Consider the following 19,556-nt stretch of genomic DNA (forward strand, 5'->3'; position numbering starts at 1 on the left):
TTATTATAGAACAGCACAAGTTGTAAATAATGATTTCCAGTGTCTCACGGGCTGGCTTCCTTAACGGCGGCAAAAGAGGAATAAGGCGCCCGTTTCGTCGCAAACTAGAAGCGGAGGTGAAACGAATGGCAAAGCGAAAAGCAAACCACGTGATCCCTGGCATGAACGCCGCCAAAGCGCAAGGAATGGGAGTCGGCTACAACGAAGAGTTTTCCAATGAACCGCTGACAGAAGCCCAGCGCCAAAACAACAAAAAACGAAAAAAGAACCAATAGCGTGGCGGCCATTCCGCCATCCCGGCCTGCCATAGCATGCAAAAAGGGAATGTCCGCCGCCGGCATTCCCTTACTCGTTTTCATTGACTTCGTCAACGATCGCCTGCAAATCGCTGCGGAATTTTTCGAGCTGCACGCGCTGCGTTTCCGAGGCAACTTCGAGCGCGTTTTCAATTTGGGCGAACGCCTCGTTTACTTCTTGCCGAAGATGGGCCAGCTGGTGGCCGTAGTCGGCTTGATCACGCACCAAGTGATCGTGCCATTCTTTCGCTTCCATCGTCGCCTTTTGCGCTGCTTGAAACGCCTCTTGCTTCGTTTTATGGTAAACCATGGCTCGTCCCTCCTTCGCAGTCATCGCGGTCGTTCACTACTTATCGTTTCAAACCGGGCGCAAATTATGCGCCGAATAAGCGAAAGCACAACGCCGCATGCTAACGGACAAAGGAGGGACAACAAATGACGAACAAAAACGACGGCAAAGATATGCGCAAAAACGCCCCAAAAGGCGACAATCCTGGGCAGCCGGAGCCGCTTGACGGTTCGAAAAAAGTGAAGAACCGCAATCACACGCGGCAAAAGCACAACACAAGCCACGATATGTGACGAAAACAAGCGGAGTTTCCTTATCTCCGTTTAGCCGCGCCCGGCGGCAGCCGGGCGGGCTGAACGGCTGGTGTCATTATGTTTACATAATAAAATTATTGTAAAATCAACAAAGCGGGCGGTCGCTAGAACAGCCCGTTGCCGCCCGCCTTGGGTTCATTCCCGTTGAAGCGAATCATCCTCACCCGGTCAACAAGCCGGCCGACGGCGATTATGATTCGGCTGTTTGCCGCTTGAGCGCTTCATACAGCTCCACGAATTCAGCGGCTAAATCCTTGACCGTGATCGCCGTCATTAAATGATCTTGGGCATGCACCATCAGAAGCGTCACCACCGGCTGCCCGCCGCTCGCTTCTTGTTGCAGCAACGCGGTCTGCAGCCTATGGGCCGCCTGCAGTTCTGCTCCCGCCTGTTCAAGCAGCCTGCGCGCCTCGGCAAATTCCCCTTTTTTCGCCGCCATAATCGCCTCCATTGCATAACTGCGGCCGTTTCCGCCATGAAGAATCAGTTGGAATACAGTTTGTTCATACGTTTGCATAACGCCATCTCCTATAGTTGATAGAATTCACGGTACGTAATTAACTGGACACCACGCTCTGCGATCTCCTTAGAGAGCGCTGGATCGGTCAGTACAGCCAACTCCTCGATCCGCTGCCGGCAATAAGAGCTTCCCGCAGCAAGAGGGGCGTCCATATAGGCCGGATGGCACATCACTTCTGCCGTCTGCCCGTCGCCAATCCGGTCGATGAGCGTCAAAAAATGGTCCTTTGTCAATCCATCCCCGTAAAAGTCGGGAAAAAAGACATCGACGGTTGCCAGCCGGTGCGGCCGTGTCGTCCGCACCGGACGGATCGGCAGCCGATAGCGTTCGGCCAATTGTTCCACAACCGGAAACACATTCGGGTGCTCATGGACGTGATGATGGCTGTCGATATGCGTTGGAGAGAGCCCAAGCGAGAAAACCCGCTCGAGTTGGGCAGCAAGCTCCCGCTCGATATCGCTGCGCCTAGCGCCAGCAAGCGCCTCTCCACGCCGCGGAAACTCCCCGTTCTCGTTCACAAGCGACGGAACATCGGCCAGCGGCCGGCCGCACGTCAGCACAAAATGAATGCCGACGCCGAGTTCCGGATGTTCCTTCGCCAACCGGGCGGCGTGTTCTGCCGCTGGCATGTTGGCCATCAGCGTCGCCGACGTGACGACACCGTGTTGAAACGCTTCCAAAATTCCGTAGTTGACCCCTTTCGAGTAACCGAAATCATCGGCGTTGACTATGCAATAGCGCGGCATTTCGTTCCTCTCCTTATTTACAGCGAGTGCGTTGTTCCCGCTCCGCTTGAGATTGTTGGATCGGTCTGCTCTTCGGCCGCTTTTTGTTTGTCCCAAATCGAGAAAAATGGATAGTAGATGGCAAACGCGATGAAGAAGTTGACGATTTGCAAAATGCTCCCGGAAATTTTGCCCCCCGTCGCTAAATAGCCACTGATCACGATCGGTGTCGTCCATGGCACGGCCACCCCGCTTGGTTTGGCGACAAGCCCAGTCGCCATCGCCGCGTAGGAGACAACAACAAGCACGACAGGCACGAGAATGAATGGAATGATAAGCAATGGATTCATGACGATCGGCATACCGAACGTGATCGGCTCATTAATATTGAAAATGCCAGGTGCGATCGCGAGCCGCCCTAAGCTTTTCAACTGCCGGCTGCGCGCCCGAAGCATCATGGTCAACGCCAACGCCAATGTTGCTCCTGAACCGCCGATGTAAATCCAAAGATCAAAAAACTGCTGCGTAATGACGTTGGGCAGTTCGGCATTCGGATTTTGCTGGAACACCATCCGGTTTTCGTCCATCAGCGACAGCCAAATCGGCCCCATTACTCCTCCTACGATCGCCGCCCCGTGCAAACCGGTCGACCATAGCAGCTGCACAAGCAGTACAGCGACAATGGCGCCAAATAAACTGCCGCCGAGCACACTGAGCGGTTTGTTTAGAAGCACAGATACAATATTATGGAAACTTTCAAACGGCGTCATTTCCAAAATAAGGCGGGCCACCCAGACAACGACGAGAACAGCGGCCCCCGGAATCAAAGCAACAAAAGAGCGGGCCACTGCAGGCGGCACCCCATCCGGAAGTCGAATGACAATATTTTTTTGGATGATTTTTCGGTAAATTTCCGTCGATGCGATCGCCAAAATCATGGCGACAAACAAACCTTTGCTGCCGACCCATTGCACCGGAATGCCGCCGCTGACCATAATGGCTTCTTTCGCTCCTTCCGGCGTGAACGGCACTTTATACGGAGTTGCGAGCAAAAAAGCGGCAAGTGAAATCGCCCCGGCCGAAAGCGCATCAACTTTGTACTTTTCCGCCAACCGGTAAGCGACGCCGAAGCTGACGACAAGCGCCATAATGTCGAATGTCGCCCCGACCGGATACAACAGCTTATCGAGCCAATGTTCGCCAAACCATTTCGCCATCCATTCGTTATAGCCAGGGATCGGCAAAAAACCAATGATTAAAAATAAAGACCCGATAATCAAGAGCGGCATCGACAAAATGATTCCGTCACGAATGGCTTGCAAATGGCGCTGTTCGGCAATCCTGCCGGCGACAGGCATCACACGCTCTTCCAACACACGAATAAACCGATCCATCCGCCCCTACCCCCTGTTTATTTTTTTAACCGCAGCGCAAAGTCCAGCACCCCAGAGCCGTTGACACGCCCGTAGTCAGCTGGATTGATGACATCAACCGGAATGCCGCGCGCCTCACCCTCTTTTTTGAAGGCGGCAAGCTTATAGCGGATTTGTGGACCAATCAGCACAACATCCGCCTGGTCGAGATGACTTTTCGCTTCATCAGCTGACACAGCCCAAATGTTCGCCTCGATCCCTTTTTGCTTTGCCGCCTCCTGCATCTTCGTCACGAGCAAACTCGTCGACATGCCGGCGGCGCAAATGAGTAAAATGTTCATCGCTTTTCTCCTCCTTTGTTTTGTGATCGCCATCTTAACAAGCAAATTCCATGCCAACAATAAAAAAGCAGTGAAAAGCGAGATCGGCTCATTGTGTGTCAGTCAGCGGCAACTGTGTATTGAAACCGTTTTCAATCGAACAGCGCAAAACAAAGAAGCAGACGCCTTATGTGTCCCGTTTTTGCCGCAGCGAGCGGAAAAAGCGAATAATGTGACACAATTCGTTCTCACCGATGCGAACGCCGTACCGCTGTTCGAGCGGAAACAGCCCCTCCTTCACGATCGTATACAGCGGTTCGTGTTCACGGCAACCACCGTCCGTCCCAGCATCGCTTGATGGTTCACCGGCCAACAACCGATCAAGCAGGCAGCATAAATGAAGGACAAGTCCGGCCATATCGCTGGACTGCGACGGAAACCCGATCTCTTGGCTGATCGACGCGAGCACCGCGCGGATCACCGGAATCGCCCGTCCTGAGGACAGATGGCGAAGATGGCCGTCCAGTTCTCGGGCCATATGCATATACATTTCTTCATCATCGACAAGCGCTTGTATTTCTTTCATGGCTTTCAGACTGAGCACTTCGTCCAAAGCAAAGTGCGGAACCCGTTCATCGAGGCGGAAATGGCTGACGATGGCGACGATTCGAACATGTTTGGCTATGTTTGACAACCTATTTTGCGCTTCTTTTTCATCAACGATATGAATAGGGATAATTTCCCACAATTGTTCATCAAGCTGCAAGTAAGTTTCCAATATATGCTTTAATGCAAGCGCACTTCCTTTTCCCGTCAAACAAGCCGTAACAATCGCCAGCCTATCTTGCTCCGCCCCGTCCTCTTCCCAAAACGGTTGGCGCATATAATATGGCGCAGCGGTTTTCACTTCGTTATAAATGTCGACAAGCGAATAGCCGAGCATCGCTTTGCGGGCGGCTTCCAATACATGCGGCGTACTCGCTAGAGAAATGACTTTCACTGGAATGGCAAGCTCTTTTTCTAAAAAATGGGCAAAAGACACGAGCGATCCCATATCAACAAGCAGCAATGCCCCTTTCGTCGATGCAACCGGCTGCAAGACTGCTTTTACTTGCTCGTAAACTTGTTTCGGGTCCGCATCGAGCGGCATATCGACCGCTTGCACGCATGCGGCTGCCAACAATTTGTTGACGACGTCCGCCATAGCCGACGCAACGCCGTTGCCATGCATGATGACAACCACCGCCACCCGCTCTTCCTGTTCCTCCTGTTTTTCGTCACGGTGCGCGAAAAACATGGTCAAAAACCCCGCTTCATCGATGGGAAAATCAATGCGCATCTGTTCTTCCATAAGCTGCAAGCAGTCCAAGGCAACGGCAAACTCTTTTTTATAAGCGGTGCGCACCTGATTGAGCTGTGGGTGGGTCACGGCGTTCCCGGTCCGAAGGCGATTAAGCGCCGTTTGAATATGCAAAGCGAGCGCATACATCACCTTTTCCGGGAAACGGCGTTCCAGTTTGTTCTCCGCGTAGGCGATTAGCGCCTCGGTTAATGACAGGACGTCAGGTGCGATCATTTTCTCCAAATCGCAGCGATCACGAATGCGGCGATGAAGACCTTTCATATACTGCGAAACATAACGTTCAATGTCCATCTCAAGCAGCAAATCCAGTTCATCGCCGGTGACGCCCTGCTTTTTCAACTCACTGTATTTGCGCTCAATATTGTCATAAATCGATTGCTGGTCATCATTCACCAGTTCTGGTCGGCATTCGCCTCCATGCGCTGAAAACACGCACCGACCGTGCGGCAGCGGAAAGGAGGCGGCCTGCGGATGCTTTTTCTCGAGCAACAGCCCGCTTTGCACCTCAAACGACAAGTCAGCGCGCTGGATGCGGACGTTTTCTTTTTTTCCGGTGACATAGTCGGCATACGCCTTGGCGCAAACGAGCTGAATGTCGGCTTTCAGCTGTCCGACGTTGTTTGGACAGGGGTAAAACAAAAAGGCGCGCAACGCATTGGCAGAGACATGAATGTCTTTCCCGAGGCGCACCGCTTCCTGTTGAAAAAATTGCATGACGAGACAGTACCGTTCCTCAAGCGTCCGCTTCTCAAGCGGCGGCAGCCAAATATGCATCGGAATGCGGCGACGAAACGTTTTCAGCAAGTTGGATTCCGGGTTTTCAGTCGTTGCGCAAATCAACAGCACATCAGCCGTTCGTTCCGTGTCCGTTTCCCCTAGCCGGCGGTAGACGCCGCGGTCAATAAATGTAAACAGCATCTCCTGACCTTCCGCCGGCAGGCGGTGCACTTCATCTAAAAATAAAATGCCTCCATCCGCCTTCTCAAGCAGCCCTTTTTGTTCATGCGCTCCCGTGTACGCTCCTTTCCGGATTCCAAACAGTTGCCCAAGCAATAGTTGCGGGTTGTTGGCGTAGTCAGCACAGTTAAAAGTCACAAACGGCGCCCCCGGCGGAAAACGGCCAGTTGCGACGGCAAATTCATGGAGCAACTCGGCAAACATCGATTTCCCCGTCCCAGTTTCCCCGACAATCAGCATCGGCAGTCCTTTCGGCGGATACAAGAGGGCAGCTTTGCCCTGCTCGATGGCCATGGCCAAACTCGGCTGTTCGGCGGCAAGCCGGTCCAACCGCGGCGCTGTCGCTCTATTGCCGGCGACCGCAAACCGCACCGGCCTTCCCGGCCGTTTTTGCACTTTTCCTTCCCTCCACAACCGATTCAAATCGCGGCTGACGTTAGCTCGATCCAATCCGAGAGCGTCAGCTAGCTCCTCTGCGCTCGCCCACGACTCTCCGCTCTTCTTCCACTGACACAGCGTGTTATAGATGAGATCGATTCTTTTCACGATCGCTCCCCTCCTCGTTACACACATTCGCAGCCGCCGGTCGAAATTCCTGCCGAATCGTGATGAAACAACGCCGGCCCGCCGCTATGCACAAAACAAAAGAACGAGGCCTTATTCGACCCCGTTCATCTCGTGAAGACATGGTGCCCGATGCGAATCGTCACCGGACGCGACAACATCCATTTGTCTTTTGTGATTTTCGGATTGTAGAAATAAAGCGAGCCGCGGCGATCGTTTGGGAATAAGGCTAGCGCCTTGTCGACCGCCTCGTAATCCTGCTTGGTCGGCTGAATGCGGGTCAATTTCCCCGTTTTGGCTGGTACAAACGCATAGCCGGATTTCGTTTTTTGATAAATGACGCCGCGCACCGTCTTTGGAAACTCCGGGTGCTTTGTGCGGTTTAAAACCACAAGCGCCACTTCCACCTTGCCGGCAAACGGCTCGCTCGAACCGGTCTCCGCTTGCACAAGCTGGGCGAGAAGCTTCCGGTCAGCGGCGCTTAATGAGATCGATTTCTTCTTTGCCGGCGCCGAAGCCGATCGCTTCGCCGCAGCCGGCACTTTCAGCCTTTCTCCGGCATAAATGGCATCGCTTTTTAAGTGATTTAACAACTTTAACGAAGCAACCGTAGTATGATATTGTTTGGCGATCTTCGACAACGTATCCCCTTTTTTCACTTGATAGTATGTATACGAGCCAGCCGCTTCCGCCGACAGCCCATGAGAGCTTAACGCCATACAGCAAATGATCGTGAGCGCTGCGATCGTTTTTTTCACTCTGCGCATCCCCCTCATCGTTGCCTTTTGGCTTTTTTTCAGATTAGCAGGCAAAGAAGGGAACGTCACTGTATATCTTTTCCATACAAAGCGGCCGGCGGCTTTCCATCCATTGGCGCTGTAAGGCGGGACAAGCTTTTTTACAGTTGCATTACAGTTGCGTTACACTTCGTGACAAGCCGCCGTTTGAAACTTGCCAAACAGCAAGCTTTTCGACATAATAGTAGACGAATCTTGCCTATGGCAAAACAGTTGATCATCATGTTGGGGTGGGGATCGTGCTGACCGGATGGTTTCTTTGGTTTATTTTGCTTTGGGTCGTCTTTTTGCTTGTCATGATGTCGATCGGCGGCTTTTTCATGTTCCGCAAGTTTTTGAAGCGGCTGCCGAAAGAAGATGGAAAATCGGAGCTCGACTGGCAGGAATATTACATTGAACAGACGCGCCATTTATGGGGGGAAGAAGAAAAAGCGCTGCTTGAGGAATTGGTTCGCCCTGTGCCGGAATTGTTCCGCGACGTGGCGCGGCAAAAGATCGCCGGCAAAATCGGCGAGCTTGCCTTGAAGGAGCAGGCGCCGCGCATCACACGCGACTTGCTGATCCGCGGCTACATCATCGCAACCCCCAAGCGCGACCATAAGTTTTTGATCCGGACATTGCAGGCGAAGAACATCGATCTCGCCCCTTATAAACATTTATTGGAAAGCCGCTGACGTTCCGCCTTTCGTCTAAGGCTGACCGGCGGCTTTCGTCTGTTTCAGCATGAAAAAAGCGGCCCAAACAAGCAGCTTTTTAGGCCGGGACCGACGACTTCAGCTCCGTCTGCGGGACAATTCCAGGGAAGCGAAGTGAAGTGGCTTGGCGCAACAAAAAAGGGAGCTGTCCATCAGCGGGACAGCTCTTTATGTCAGCACTGGCGGTTTCAGCTGCGCCGCCAGCTTTCTATACGAAACGTACATCGCAATCCGCCATGGGACGATCATCGAAAACGCGAGCAAATAAAACATGCCGCTTAACTGGCGGTAGTCGATCGTTCGTCCTAAATACGTTTTCAAGCCAAGACGAATGACAATCAGCCCGAGCAAAATCCAAATAAAGGATTTTGAGCGTTTCAAATAAATATCGCTGCCGCGGATTTCAAATTTCGACGTTTTAATGAGAAACAGCGAGAAAAACAGGCCGAGAATGACCGCTTCGATGAGCTCCCCGCGCGTAACGCGAAAGACCGGATCGATGAACATCAGCGCCCCGGTGCTCATAAACAGCGGCGGCAAAATAATTTTTTTGGCATTCGTCGGCTTTTCCGACGCCTTCATGCGCACAAAAAAGATGAAAAACGCCATCACAACGGCGATGAGCGATGTAATGAACGCCAAAGCCATCACCTTCTTCCGACAAAATTCACGGACAACGCTATTATAGCAAAAACCGCTCCGCTTGCCTACCGTCCTCTAAAGCCGCCCCCGCCTTCGCCAAACATCGCGCTCGCTTCATCCCTCTCGCTTGCCAAGAGGAACGCAGCCAGCTGTCTTCCAGCGGTCATAAGCCGGCGCTTTCCTATGACGTACGGAGCCGAAGCCCGCTTACAAAAGACGGGCAATCGCCTCGAGCACGCGGGTTTCTTCAAACGGCTTGACGATGAAGTCGGCCGCTCCGGCTTCAATGGCCTCAACGACCATACGCTGCTGCCCGAGCGCCGAGCAGATGATGATTTTCGCCCCGGGATCGATCTCCTTAATCGCCCGCACCGCTTCAATCCCATTCATGACCGGCATCGTAATGTCCATGATGACAAGATCGGGGCGCAGCCGGCGATACAGCTCGACCGCCTCTTTGCCGTTTTCCGCCTCACCGGCTACGGTGTGATCCGTTTTTTCCAGTATGCGCGCCAGCGTTACCCGCATAAACTTCGCATCGTCAGCAATTAAAATGGCAGCCATCTTTCCATCGCCCTCTCCTCAACGATATTCCTCCAACAACAGCCGCACAAAGGGCGGCTCCATCGCCGCTAAAAACCAGTAAATCCGCCAAACAAGCTTGTCGTATAAGCAATCAGCTTTGTCATCCAGTCAAAGTACAAAACAACGCCCATCGCCACCATGACATAGCCGCCCGCCTTCATGATGGATGCGCTATGGCGGCGGATCCATTGCAGCTTGCCGATAAAAAACGACAACATGAAAAACGGAACGGCAAATCCGAGCGTATAAGCAAGCATATACATCATTCCTGAGCCCGGGTTGGTGGCGGCTAGAGCGACAACCGCCACCAAAATCGGCCCCATGCACGGCGTCCAACCGGCGGCAAACGCCATGCCGATCAGCACGGAGCCGACATATCCCGATGGCCGTTCACGAAACGAAATGCGCCGGTCTTTCAGCAAAAACGCCGGCTTCCACAGCCCGGCGACGACGAGGCCGAGAGCGACGATCACGACCGCGCCGATTTGCCGGATCGCATCTTGATAATCAACAAACAGCCTTCCAAGCAGCGAGGTGCCAAAGCCAAGCGAGATAAAAATGAGCGAGAAGCCGAGCAAAAAGCAAAGCGTATGCCATAAGCTGCGGCGGTTCAGCATCGCGTTTTCCTCTTTCAACTCGCTGACCGACACGCCGGTGATATACGATAAAAACGCCGGATAAAGCGGCAAGCAGCACGGGGAAATAAACGACAAAAACCCGGCGCCGAACGCTAAAAATAGATTGAGATCATTCATTGGTGAACCAGCCCCTGCTTTTTTACTTTTTATTTTAGCAGAATTCCTTCTTCCCGTAACGTGTTTCTCATTGTTCCTGGTCAATTTTTCTATTTTCCATTTTTGCGTTCACTGATAAAATAGTATAAAGCACCATACACAATACTTCAAGCAAAGGACGGTCGATTCGTGCCAAAATGCAAATTGTTGACCTTGATTGAACAAAAGCGGATGGAGCTTGTCGACACGGTGGCCAAAACGGGGTTAAACTCCGCGGCGGCCATGAAAATCAGCAAAGAACTTGACACGTTGCTCAATGCCTATCAACGCGAACAAACCAAGCGGCGAAAGCAAAGCGCCTCCCGCTAGGCGGGATGTGGCGCTTTCTTCTTTTTGTTCCAAGCAGGGGCGGCAAAACGCCGCCATTTACGCATGGACGTCGACGAGACCGTTTTGCAGCAAGTACATTTGGTAGTAAAGCCCTTTTTGCGCCAGCAGTTGCTGATGCGTACCGCGCTCGATGATTTCGCCGCGGTGAAGGACGAAAATTTGATCGGCGTCTTGAATCGTTGATAGACGGTGGGCGATGACGATCGTCGTCCGCCCTTTCCGCATGCGCATGAGCGCATCTTGAATCGCTTCCTCTGTTTCAGTGTCAATATGGGCGGTCGCCTCATCGAGCACCAAAATTTTCGGATCAGCAGCGATCGTGCGAGCAAAGGAAAGAAGCTGGCGCTGACCGCTTGATAACGTCGCCCCGCGCTCGGCGAGCACATGGTCGTAACGATCGGGCAATTGCTCAATAAACGCATCGGCCTGCACGAGCCGAGCGGCCTCCTTAATGGCTTCGTCGTCCAGTTCCTGATTATACATGCGAATGTTCTCTTTGACCGTCCCGTAAAACAAAAACGGATCTTGCAAGACAAGGCCGAGGCGGCGGCGCAGCTCGGCGCGCGAGTAATCGCGGATCGACCAGCCGTCAAGCAAAATATCGCCGCGGTCAAACTCATAAAAGCGCATGAGCAAGTTGATGATCGAACTTTTGCCGCTGCCGGTATGGCCGACAAACGCGACCGTCTGACCTGGACGGATGACAAACGACAGCCGTTTCAGCACATCCCGTTTGCCGTCGTAGGAAAAGCTGACATCCCGAAATTCGATTTCCCCGCGCTCGATCGCATGCGGCGACCAATTTGGATTGGCCGGCGCCTCTTCTTGATGATCAAGAAGGGCAAACACGCGAGAGGCGGAAACGATCGCCTGCTGGTAAAGAGACAGGCGCATCATCATTTGCGTCACCGGTTCGAAAAAGCGCTCCAAATAGTTGACAAACGCATACAGCACGCCGATCTCAACTGGGCCATCAAGCGCCGTGATACCAAAAAAGCTGAGCACGACCATGATCGACAACATATACACCACATCGATCGCCGGTCGAAGCAGCAGTCCATCGAGGTGGATGTTTTTCATCCCCGCCTTGTAATGCGCTTCATTGACGGCGGCAAACTCTTGATATAAACGGCGCTGCTGGCGGAACGCTTGAATGACGGCCATTCCTTGCAGCGATTCGTTCAATTTGGCGTTCAGTTCGCTCAGCCGTTCGCGCATCTCTTGATAAAACACCGAGCTGTAGCGTCGGTATGTGTGCATGATGAACGCGATCGCCGGGAGGATGAACAGGCAAAACAACGCAAGCTTAGCATCAAGCGAAAACATGGCGACAAACACGCCGATGACAAACAAGCCGTTTTGCACAAAGGCCGCTAGGACGCTGATGAACATGTCCTTGATCGCTTCTGTATCGTTCGTCACCCGCGAAACGATGCTTCCGCCCGGCGTCCGGTCAAAATAGCTCATCCCGAGCCGGTGCACTTTCGCAAACACATCCATCCGCAGCGCTTGAATGACGTGCAAAGCGAGCCGCTGAAATTCGACAAGCTGGAAGTAGGAAATGATCGTTTTCAAGACGAGCACGCCGAGATAGGCGGCGGCCAGCGCCGCCACCGGTCCAAAAGCAAGGCGGCCCGGCACCAAATAGTCGTCAATGAACACTTTCACCAAATACGGGCTGGAAAGCTCCCCGGCCGTTGCCAACAGAAGAAGCGTAAACGCAAGCGCAGTTTCTTTTTTGTATCTTCCCATATAAGCGAGCAGCCGCCATAAAACGCGCCGCTGCTCTTTTGTTGTCAACCATCGGTCGTTCATCCACTTCCCCCTATTTCACAAACAACTTGTATTTTCAAGCTTTTCGCTCCGCTCGTTTTTGGCGAGAGCTCGAACGTTCAGATCTGTTGTTACTCCGCAAGCGCCTCAAGCTGCTGGCGTCGATGCATGTCACGATACCAGCCGTCTTCTGCCATCAGCTGCTCGTGCGTTCCGGCCTGCACAATTCGCCCCCCGTCAAGGACGAGAATCCAATCGGCATGCTCAACCGCGCTTAAACGATGAGCGGCGATGATCGTCGTTTTTCCGCGCCGCTCCTGTTTGAGCGCCGCTAAAATCCGCGCCTCGGTTTTGGCATCCACGGCCGACAACGCATCATCAAAAATGAGCACTTCCGGGTCAATGAGAAGCGCCCGGGCGATTGACAGCCGCTGTTTTTGCCCACCGGATAGGGAAACGCCGCGCTCGCCGATGACCGTCTCATACCCGTCAGGAAACTGCAAAATGTCATCATGAATGTCGGCCAGCCGCGCCGCCCGGACGACCTCGTCCTCTCCGGCTTCCGGCTTGGCAAAGGCGATGTTGTCGCGGACAGAGGCAGAAAACAAGAAATGGTCTTGCGGCACATAGCCGATCGCCGAACGGAGCGCGGAAAGCGTATAATCACGAATGTCGCGGCCGCCGAAGCGAATCTCGCCGTCATAGCCGTCAAACTCACGCAGCAGCAAACGAAGCAACGTCGTTTTTCCCGCCCCGGTTTTGCCGACGACGCCAAGCGTCGCTCCACGCTTAAGCCAAAAACGAATGTCCGCGAGCGCCGGCTTTGTCTCTCCCGGATAGGCAAATTGATCAACGCGGTATTCAATATCCCCTTTCGGCGGGACATCTACGGCATCGGGGCGCTCGATGATTTCATCTTGTTCAGCCAACAGCGCCCGCACCCGGTCGTACGAAGCGCGCCCTCGCTCAACAATGTTAAACAGCCAGCCGAACGCCAACATCGGCCAAATGAGCAGGCCAAGGTAGGTCGTAAACGACACAAGCTCGCCGATCGTCAATTCGCCCGCCAAAACCATTTGGCTGCCAAACGCCACAGCGAGAAAAAACGACAGCCCAACAAGCAGCCCGATCGTCGGATCAAACAAGGCGTCAATTTTGGCGACGGCAACGTTTTTCGCCACGACGTCTTCCGATTGACGGCGAAACGCCTCGACATCGTGTTCCTCATAGCCGAACGCCTTGATGACGCGGATGCCGCTTACGCTTTCCTGCACCTTGTCGTTCAGCGACGAAAACGCCGCTTGCGCCGTTAAAAACCGACGATGGAGCATCGTCCCATAGCGGCTCGTCGCCGCCGCCATCACGGGCATCGGCAATAGGCTGATGAGCGTCAGCTTCCAGCTGATCGAAAACGCCATCGTTGCCAACACAAACCCGCCAAGCGTCACCGAGTCAACAAGCGTCAAAATGCCGCTTCCGGCCGTCTGCTGAATCGCTTGCAAATCGTTGGTCGCATGGGCCATTAAATCGCCGATCCGCTTCCGCTGGTAAAACGACGGCGACATGTTCGTAAAATGCTGATACAGCTCGTTGCGCAGCTGGCGGGCAAGCTTGACCGCCGAACCGAAAATGAAAATGCGCCAAGCGTAGCGGAGCCCGTAAAGCGCCGCCGCAACGGCGGCGAGGACGGCGATCCAGCGGATGAGCACTTCTTTTGTCATCGTGCCGTTTTTCATATGATCGACCAACAAGCCGATCACTTTCGGCGGGACTGTCTCCAAAAACGCCACGATGACAAGCACGAAAATGCCGGTGATATACGCCTTCTTTTCTTGACGGAAAAACCAAAACAAATCGCGAAACACGCGCATAAGGCCCGCCCTCCTTTCATTTGGCTGACGAACAATCGCCATATTATTGTAACAAAACTAGAAAAATTTTGAAAGAACATTTTGGCAAAATAAAAAGACACTCTCGATCGAGTGTCCGTTTCGCTTATTTCAGTTGATTGTTCATCATTTTCATCATCTGATTGATTTTCTTCTGGGATGGCGTCATTCCCATTTGCATCATCATCATGCGAATCATTTGTTCATTGATCGGCGGGTTTTTCTTCAAATAATTGATCATCGTTTTGCGGGCGACGAAAAATCCGATCGCCACCCCGGCGATGAGCGCCAGCACGCCAACGAGAATCGTACCCCACATAACAGCGATTTTCCTCCTTCTTGTTGTCTCCCTAACAGTGTACTAAACGATGCGTCATTAGACAATATTTCGCGACAAAAATCTTTTCATTACGCAAATTTTCTTCCTTGCCGAGGCGCAGACAGCCAGTAGTAATCGACAAAATCGGCGTCGACCGCCAAAAACGTCGGCGAAAGCCGAGCGAGCGCCCGCCCGATGTCCGAGGCAAGCGGCGCGCTGTCAGCGACAAGAAGCAAGCGGCGCTTTTGCACGACAAGCAACGCTTCCTCGCCGGAATCGTTTTGCAAAACAAACATATTGCGCTCCAAATTTTTGCCGACGCGGCCGGCAAAATATTGCTTTAAGCCAAGTTCCAGGCGCGAAAATGACAGCCGTTCGGTGATAAATTCGACTTGCTTGCGGCAAATCGCCTTCAGCGGCGCTTTCGCGTATTGATGCTCACGAAGCAGTTCGACAATTTTTTCTGCCCGATGGCGGTAATGCGACGCCACATCGTCATTCAACAAATAAATCCAATAGCGGACCATGCCTCATCCCCCATTTCTGTTCATCTATTTTCTATTATAGAAAAGGAAAAGGGAAAAATATGTCTATTAACGGCAAGTTTTTTCACTAACATTGTCGATTTTTGTTTGCGATGGCCATGCGGCCGCAAACAGGCCAACAAACAAGCCTTTGTCCTCGATTCAACCCCGAAAATACTTGACCAAAGCGCAGCCATCTTTCACAAAAACAAGCTGCCCCTGCAACAACGCAAGGGCAGCTTTTCCGGTTACTTGCCGAGCAGCGCTTTTGTGCGGCGGACGACGTTGTCAACCGTAAAGCCATACTCGGCCATGATTTTCTCTCCCGGAGCGGAAGCACCGAATCGGTCGATGGCCAAAATGTCGCCCTCGGCGCCGACGTAGCGCTCCCAACCGAGTGACGCGCCCATTTCAATGGCGAGCCGCTTCGTCACGGCCGACGGGAGCACTTCATCGCGGTACGATTTTGGCTGCGCTTCGAAGCGGTCCCACGATGGCATGCTGATGACGGAGACATGGATGCCCTCAGCGGCAAGCGCTTCTTGCGCTTTGACGGCCAGACCGACTTCCGAGCCAGTCGCCAACAACAGCGCCTCCGGAGCGCCGTTTTTCGCCGGTGAAACGACGTACGCACCTTTTTTCACGCCTTCATACGCCAACTCAGCTGTTGCCGCCAACGTCGGCACATCTTGACGCGTCAAGACGAGCGCAGTCGGCTTGTCCGTCGATTCGAGCGCCAGCCGCCATGCTGCCGCCGTTTCGTTTGCGTCAGCCGGACGGATGACCGACAAGTTCGGCATCGCCCGAAGCGAAGCGAGATGTTCGATCGGCTCGTGCGTCGGGCCGTCTTCGCCGACGGCGATGCTGTCGTGCGTCAAGACGTAGATGACCGGCAAGCCCATCAGCGCCGCCAAGCGGATCGCCGGACGCAAATAGTCAGAGAACACGAAGAACGTGCCGCCGAACACTTTCAGCCCGCCGTGAAGCGCCATGCCGTTCAGCGCCGCCCCCATGGCAAACTCGCGCACACCAAACCAAACGTTGCGCCCTTCGTAGCTGTCCGGCAAGAAGTTGCCGCCGCCTTTGATGAGCGTTTTATTCGAGCTTGCCAAGTCCGCCGAACCGCCAAACAATTGCGGCACCGCTTTGGCGATGGCGTTGATCACTTCCCCGGACGATGAGCGGGTTGCCAAGCTTTTGCCTGCTTCGTATACCGGCAAAGAAGCTTCCCATCCATCTGGAAGTTTGCCTTCGATCGCTCGCTTCAATTGGGCGGCCAGCTCCGGATGCGCCCGTTCGTACGAGGCGAACTGTTCGTTCCATTCCGCTTCTTTTTTCGCACCGGCCTCTTGCACCGTTTCTCGGAAATGGGCATATACTTCTTCCGGTACATAAAAATCTTCAGCAAACGTCCAGCGGTACGCTTCCTTCGTCAGCTTCGCCTCTTGGGCGCCGAGCGGAGCGCCGTGGACGCCGGACGTGCCCGCTTTATTTGGCGCGCCGTAGCCAATCGTCGTTTTTACTTCAATGAGCGTCGGCCGGCTGAGGTCCGCCCGCGCCTCCTCGAGCGCTTTGGCGATTTCTTCAATATTGTTGCCGTCCTCAACGCGCAAATATTGCCAGCCGTACGCTTGGAAACGTTGGGCGACGTTTTCCGAGAACGACAGGTTGAGCTCCCCGTCCAGCGAAATGTCGTTCGAGTCATACAGGACGATCAGACGGCCGAGCTTCAAGTGGCCGGCGAGTGACGCAGCTTCGCTCGCCACTCCTTCCATCAAATCACCGTCGCCGCAAATGGCGTACGTATAATGATTGATAATCTCAAACCCGTCGCGGTTGTATGTAGCGGCCAAATGCCGTTCCGCCATCGCCATGCCGACCGCCATCGCAATCCCTTGGCCGAGTGGGCCGGTCGTCGCTTCCACGCCCGGCGTATGGCCGTATTCCGGATGGCCCGGCGTTTTGCTTCCCCATTGGCGGAACTGCTTCAAGTCATCCATCGTGACATCGTAGCCGCTTAAATGCAATAAGCTGTAAAGCAGCATCGACCCGTGCCCGGCTGACAAGACAAACCGGTCGCGGTTGAACCAGTTTGGATTCGCCGGGTTATGATTCATAAATTTCGTCCAAAGCGTGTACGCCATCGGCGCCGCGCCCATCGGCATGCCCGGGTGCCCGGATTTCGCTTTTTCGATCGCGTCAATCGACAGCGTTCGAATCGTCGTAATCGCCAACTCCTCGATTGAATGCGCCATCGTCTTCCTCCCTTTCATTAACATGGTGTCATTTACTATCATATAGAAAATCGATCGGCTTGTACAACGTTATTTTCCGGGCACCCCTCTTTCGACCGTTTAATGGAAGCGCCGCCGCTGGCTTTCCTTTAATTTTTTCGGCGTCACGTCGTTGCCGTTCGGGTCAATGACGGTCACTGTATGGAGCATATCGGTCATCGCCTTGCGGAACGCTTGAATGTACTCACGGCGCAGCTTCGCTTGCTCGAAGGCCTCTTCGGCCGACAAGCCGGCCGTTTTCGCTTTTTTCGCCAGTTCATTGATGCGGGCTAATTTATGTTTGGCAAGCATTGATCATCTTCTCCTATCTGCCATATTCTCACTCTGTTTTATCTTATCTGATCAACCGGGAAGATGGCAACGATGGCATCTTGGCTTCCTTTGCCCGCTCGCCGCTTTAGGGTCAGGCGCAGTACACGATCAACGCCGCCTTTGTTGCTCGTCCATATATTCCTGGTAACGCCGATGGACGGTCGCCTTGGACGCCTCGTAACCGAAGCTTCGCATCGTCGCGGCGATATCGGCAAACGTCAGTCCGCGCTCGCGCAAGCGGACGATCTCCTCAACCGGCAGATCAATTCGATCGCGCCCGGCGTTTTCGCCCCGGCGCCTTAGGTTCCGCTCCGGTCGGTAGCCGCTGGCGATGGCTCGCTGCATGCCACGCTTAATTTTGGCGTTATGTATTTTTCTTTGGTACTCCTCGACAATCGCGATGATGGATAACACCATCTCATCGGCCTCCGACAGCGGCATCTCCCCGCGGTGGCTGGCGCTGTATATTTTCACCCCTTGCTTTTTCAAGCAATGCAGCACCGCCATGCGCGCATGGCCGCGCCCAAGCCGCGTTTCATCTTGAATGAGCAGCACATCGACCTCGCCTTCCTCGCAAAGCGAAAGCAGCTCCAACACGCCGTCGCGGTCGGCTTCATAACCGCTCGCCTGCTCGGCGATCACTTTAACGACTTCAAATCCACACTCGGCCGCCAGCTGCTCGAGCTCATCTCGTTGCCTCGCGAGCGACGTTTCCTGTTCAGCTTTGTCCGTGCTGACTCGGCAGTAAATGACCGCCCTCATGGCCAATCCCTTCTTTCCATCACTGATTGACGGCCACCGAGCCGCCCTGCTTTGATTTTAACACAGGAATGACAATTTGTTCACCGGCGGCAAGACGCGGGCTCGGCAAATGGTTGAAATCGACGACCCAGCGGATGAACTCATCAGGCGGCATATGGTGTTCCTGTTCGTACTGTTTTGCCAGCCCCCAAAGCGTATCGCCGGGAGCGACCGTGATCGTCACGTATTCTTTTTTATCGACCGGGTTGCTGGCGTAAACGAACCCTGCCAACACGAGCGCAAACAAAAATGAAAACAAAACATAGTGCAGCAACGTTTTCCCCATTCTCCCCACCCTTTCCAGAATGTTTGTTCGCTTTCCTTCATTATAGCCAGGAACATTTGTTTGTGTCAATAAAAAACTCGAACTTATGTTTGTTTTTTCGTCTTCCACATGGTATAATGAAGGCAAATGATGTGGCGAGAGGTGTGAAACAATGACGAAACTGTCAAAACGACAACAGCAAATTTTAGAGTTTATTAAACAGGAAGTAAAAACAAAAGGCTATCCTCCGTCGGTGCGGGAAATTGGGGAAGCGGTTGGACTGGCGTCAAGTTCGACGGTCCACGGGCATCTCGCGCGCCTAGAAAGCAAAGGGTACATCCGCCGCGACCCGACAAAGCCGCGCGCCATTGAAATTTTGGACAACGATATGGCCAAGGAGAGAGAAAAAGAGGAGATCATCTCGGTGCCGATCATCGGCAAGGTGACGGCCGGCCAACCGATTACAGCGGTGGAAAACATCGAAGGCTACTTTCCGCTGCCGAAGCGGCTCGCCGCCGGCGAGGAGCAGCTGTTTATGCTTGAAGTGATGGGCGACAGCATGATCGAAGCCGGCATTCTCGACGGCGACTACGTCATCGTCCGCCAGCAGTCATCGGCCAACAACGGCGACATCGTCGTCGCCATGACGGAAGACAACGAGGCGACGGTGAAGCGGTTTTTCAAGGAAAAAGACCACATCCGCCTGCAGCCGGAAAACGCCCATCTTGAGCCGATCATCGTCCGCGACTGCACGATTCTCGGCAAAGTGATCGGCGTCTATCGCCTGTTCGACTGACTCGTGCCGGCCTGCGCCC

At 53.7% G+C, this 19,556-nt stretch carries 23 protein-coding genes; 5 read left to right on the forward strand and 18 right to left on the reverse strand.

The window, feature by feature from the left end; translation table 11 throughout:
* Positions 1-125: 125 nt before the first annotated feature.
* Positions 126-275, forward strand: coding sequence for a small acid-soluble spore protein O (gene sspO, locus GC56T3_RS11480; RefSeq protein ID WP_013145671.1), 150 nt, complete (start codon positions 126-128; stop codon positions 273-275).
* A 70-nt stretch (positions 276-345) separates the two neighbouring features.
* Here sspO and GC56T3_RS11485 read toward each other — a convergent pair whose 3' ends face one another.
* A complete protein-coding gene (locus GC56T3_RS11485) occupies positions 346-606 on the reverse strand; it encodes a hypothetical protein (RefSeq protein WP_011230844.1) in 261 nt (86 codons plus the stop codon).
* Between the two features lie 125 nt (positions 607-731).
* Here GC56T3_RS11485 and GC56T3_RS11490 point away from each other — a divergent pair, with 125 nt between their 5' ends.
* The gene (locus GC56T3_RS11490; protein ID WP_011230843.1) at positions 732-878 is read left to right on the forward strand and encodes a small acid-soluble spore protein P; all 147 of its coding nucleotides are present in this window, start codon (positions 732-734) and stop codon (positions 876-878) included.
* A gap of 211 nt (positions 879-1,089) precedes the next feature.
* On the opposite strand, the gene GC56T3_RS11495 is transcribed toward GC56T3_RS11490, so the two are convergent.
* The 6 genes from GC56T3_RS11495 to GC56T3_RS11520 form a co-directional block, all read right to left on the reverse strand.
* The gene (locus tag GC56T3_RS11495) at positions 1,090-1,416 is read right to left on the reverse strand and encodes a PTS lactose/cellobiose transporter subunit IIA (protein ID WP_013145672.1); all 327 of its coding nucleotides are present in this window, start codon (positions 1,414-1,416) and stop codon (positions 1,090-1,092) included.
* An 11-nt stretch (positions 1,417-1,427) separates the two neighbouring features.
* Positions 1,428-2,165, reverse strand: a complete 738-nt coding sequence (gene chbG / locus GC56T3_RS11500) for a chitin disaccharide deacetylase (protein ID WP_013145673.1) — start codon at positions 2,163-2,165, stop codon at positions 1,428-1,430.
* Between the two features lie 17 nt (positions 2,166-2,182).
* Positions 2,183-3,538 (reverse strand): PTS cellobiose transporter subunit IIC, encoded by a 1,356-nt coding sequence (celB, locus tag GC56T3_RS11505; protein ID WP_013145674.1) that lies wholly within the window; start codon positions 3,536-3,538, stop codon positions 2,183-2,185.
* Between the two features lie 17 nt (positions 3,539-3,555).
* A complete protein-coding gene (locus tag GC56T3_RS11510) occupies positions 3,556-3,858 on the reverse strand; it encodes a PTS sugar transporter subunit IIB (RefSeq protein ID WP_013145675.1) in 303 nt (100 codons plus the stop codon).
* Positions 3,859-4,024: 166 nt separating this feature from the next.
* Positions 4,025-6,703: a sigma-54-dependent transcriptional regulator gene (locus GC56T3_RS11515; RefSeq protein ID WP_013145676.1), complete on the reverse strand. Its 2,679-nt coding sequence runs from the start codon at positions 6,701-6,703 to the stop codon at positions 4,025-4,027.
* Positions 6,704-6,828: 125 nt separating this feature from the next.
* Positions 6,829-7,497: a cell wall hydrolase gene (locus GC56T3_RS11520; RefSeq protein WP_173346435.1), complete on the reverse strand. Its 669-nt coding sequence runs from the start codon at positions 7,495-7,497 to the stop codon at positions 6,829-6,831.
* 260 nt (positions 7,498-7,757) lie between these two features.
* Here GC56T3_RS11520 and GC56T3_RS11525 point away from each other — a divergent pair, with 260 nt between their 5' ends.
* Positions 7,758-8,192 carry a DUF2621 domain-containing protein gene (locus GC56T3_RS11525; RefSeq protein ID WP_011230841.1) on the forward strand — a complete coding sequence of 145 codons (435 nt, stop codon included), beginning with the start codon at positions 7,758-7,760 and terminating at the stop codon, positions 8,190-8,192.
* A gap of 189 nt (positions 8,193-8,381) precedes the next feature.
* Here the strand turns inward: GC56T3_RS11525 and GC56T3_RS11530 are convergent, their stop codons facing one another.
* The 3 genes from GC56T3_RS11530 to GC56T3_RS11540 form a co-directional block, all read right to left on the reverse strand.
* Positions 8,382-8,861, reverse strand: a complete 480-nt coding sequence (locus tag GC56T3_RS11530; RefSeq protein ID WP_020278238.1) for a CcdC family protein — start codon at positions 8,859-8,861, stop codon at positions 8,382-8,384.
* Positions 8,862-9,062: 201 nt separating this feature from the next.
* The gene (locus GC56T3_RS11535) at positions 9,063-9,419 is read right to left on the reverse strand and encodes a response regulator (RefSeq protein ID WP_011230839.1); all 357 of its coding nucleotides are present in this window, start codon (positions 9,417-9,419) and stop codon (positions 9,063-9,065) included.
* A gap of 68 nt (positions 9,420-9,487) precedes the next feature.
* A complete protein-coding gene (locus GC56T3_RS11540; protein WP_011230838.1) occupies positions 9,488-10,195 on the reverse strand; it encodes a cytochrome c biogenesis protein CcdA in 708 nt (235 codons plus the stop codon).
* A 168-nt stretch (positions 10,196-10,363) separates the two neighbouring features.
* Here GC56T3_RS11540 and GC56T3_RS11545 point away from each other — a divergent pair, with 168 nt between their 5' ends.
* Positions 10,364-10,543 (forward strand): aspartyl-phosphate phosphatase Spo0E family protein, encoded by a 180-nt coding sequence (locus GC56T3_RS11545; protein ID WP_011230836.1) that lies wholly within the window; start codon positions 10,364-10,366, stop codon positions 10,541-10,543.
* A gap of 57 nt (positions 10,544-10,600) precedes the next feature.
* Here GC56T3_RS11545 and GC56T3_RS11550 read toward each other — a convergent pair whose 3' ends face one another.
* The 8 genes from GC56T3_RS11550 to yneA form a co-directional block, all read right to left on the reverse strand.
* Positions 10,601-12,379 (reverse strand): ABC transporter ATP-binding protein, encoded by a 1,779-nt coding sequence (locus tag GC56T3_RS11550; protein ID WP_013145678.1) that lies wholly within the window; start codon positions 12,377-12,379, stop codon positions 10,601-10,603.
* An 89-nt stretch (positions 12,380-12,468) separates the two neighbouring features.
* Positions 12,469-14,208, reverse strand: a complete 1,740-nt coding sequence (locus GC56T3_RS11555) for an ABC transporter transmembrane domain-containing protein (protein ID WP_013145679.1) — start codon at positions 14,206-14,208, stop codon at positions 12,469-12,471.
* Positions 14,209-14,332: 124 nt separating this feature from the next.
* Positions 14,333-14,545 (reverse strand): YneF family protein, encoded by a 213-nt coding sequence (locus tag GC56T3_RS11560; protein WP_011230833.1) that lies wholly within the window; start codon positions 14,543-14,545, stop codon positions 14,333-14,335.
* 89 nt (positions 14,546-14,634) lie between these two features.
* Entirely contained in the window at positions 14,635-15,072 is a 438-nt protein-coding gene (sirA, locus tag GC56T3_RS11565) for a sporulation inhibitor of replication protein SirA (RefSeq protein WP_013145680.1), read from the reverse strand.
* A gap of 245 nt (positions 15,073-15,317) precedes the next feature.
* Positions 15,318-17,324 carry a transketolase gene (gene tkt, locus GC56T3_RS11570; protein ID WP_013145681.1) on the reverse strand — a complete coding sequence of 669 codons (2,007 nt, stop codon included), beginning with the start codon at positions 17,322-17,324 and terminating at the stop codon, positions 15,318-15,320.
* A 99-nt stretch (positions 17,325-17,423) separates the two neighbouring features.
* Positions 17,424-17,654 carry a DUF896 domain-containing protein gene (locus GC56T3_RS11575; protein WP_013145682.1) on the reverse strand — a complete coding sequence of 77 codons (231 nt, stop codon included), beginning with the start codon at positions 17,652-17,654 and terminating at the stop codon, positions 17,424-17,426.
* A 129-nt stretch (positions 17,655-17,783) separates the two neighbouring features.
* The gene (locus GC56T3_RS11580) at positions 17,784-18,437 is read right to left on the reverse strand and encodes a recombinase family protein (RefSeq protein WP_013145683.1); all 654 of its coding nucleotides are present in this window, start codon (positions 18,435-18,437) and stop codon (positions 17,784-17,786) included.
* Between the two features lie 19 nt (positions 18,438-18,456).
* Positions 18,457-18,762, reverse strand: a complete 306-nt coding sequence (gene yneA, locus GC56T3_RS11585; protein WP_013145684.1) for a cell division suppressor protein YneA — start codon at positions 18,760-18,762, stop codon at positions 18,457-18,459.
* Positions 18,763-18,913: 151 nt separating this feature from the next.
* Between yneA and lexA the strand changes: the two genes are divergently transcribed.
* Entirely contained in the window at positions 18,914-19,537 is a 624-nt protein-coding gene (gene lexA / locus GC56T3_RS11590; protein ID WP_011230827.1) for a transcriptional repressor LexA, read from the forward strand.
* The last annotated feature ends 19 nt before the right edge of the window (positions 19,538-19,556 follow it).

It is taken from the genome of Geobacillus sp. C56-T3 (assembly GCF_000092445.1).
Classification (GTDB): Bacteria; Bacillota; Bacilli; order Bacillales; family Anoxybacillaceae; genus Geobacillus; species Geobacillus thermoleovorans.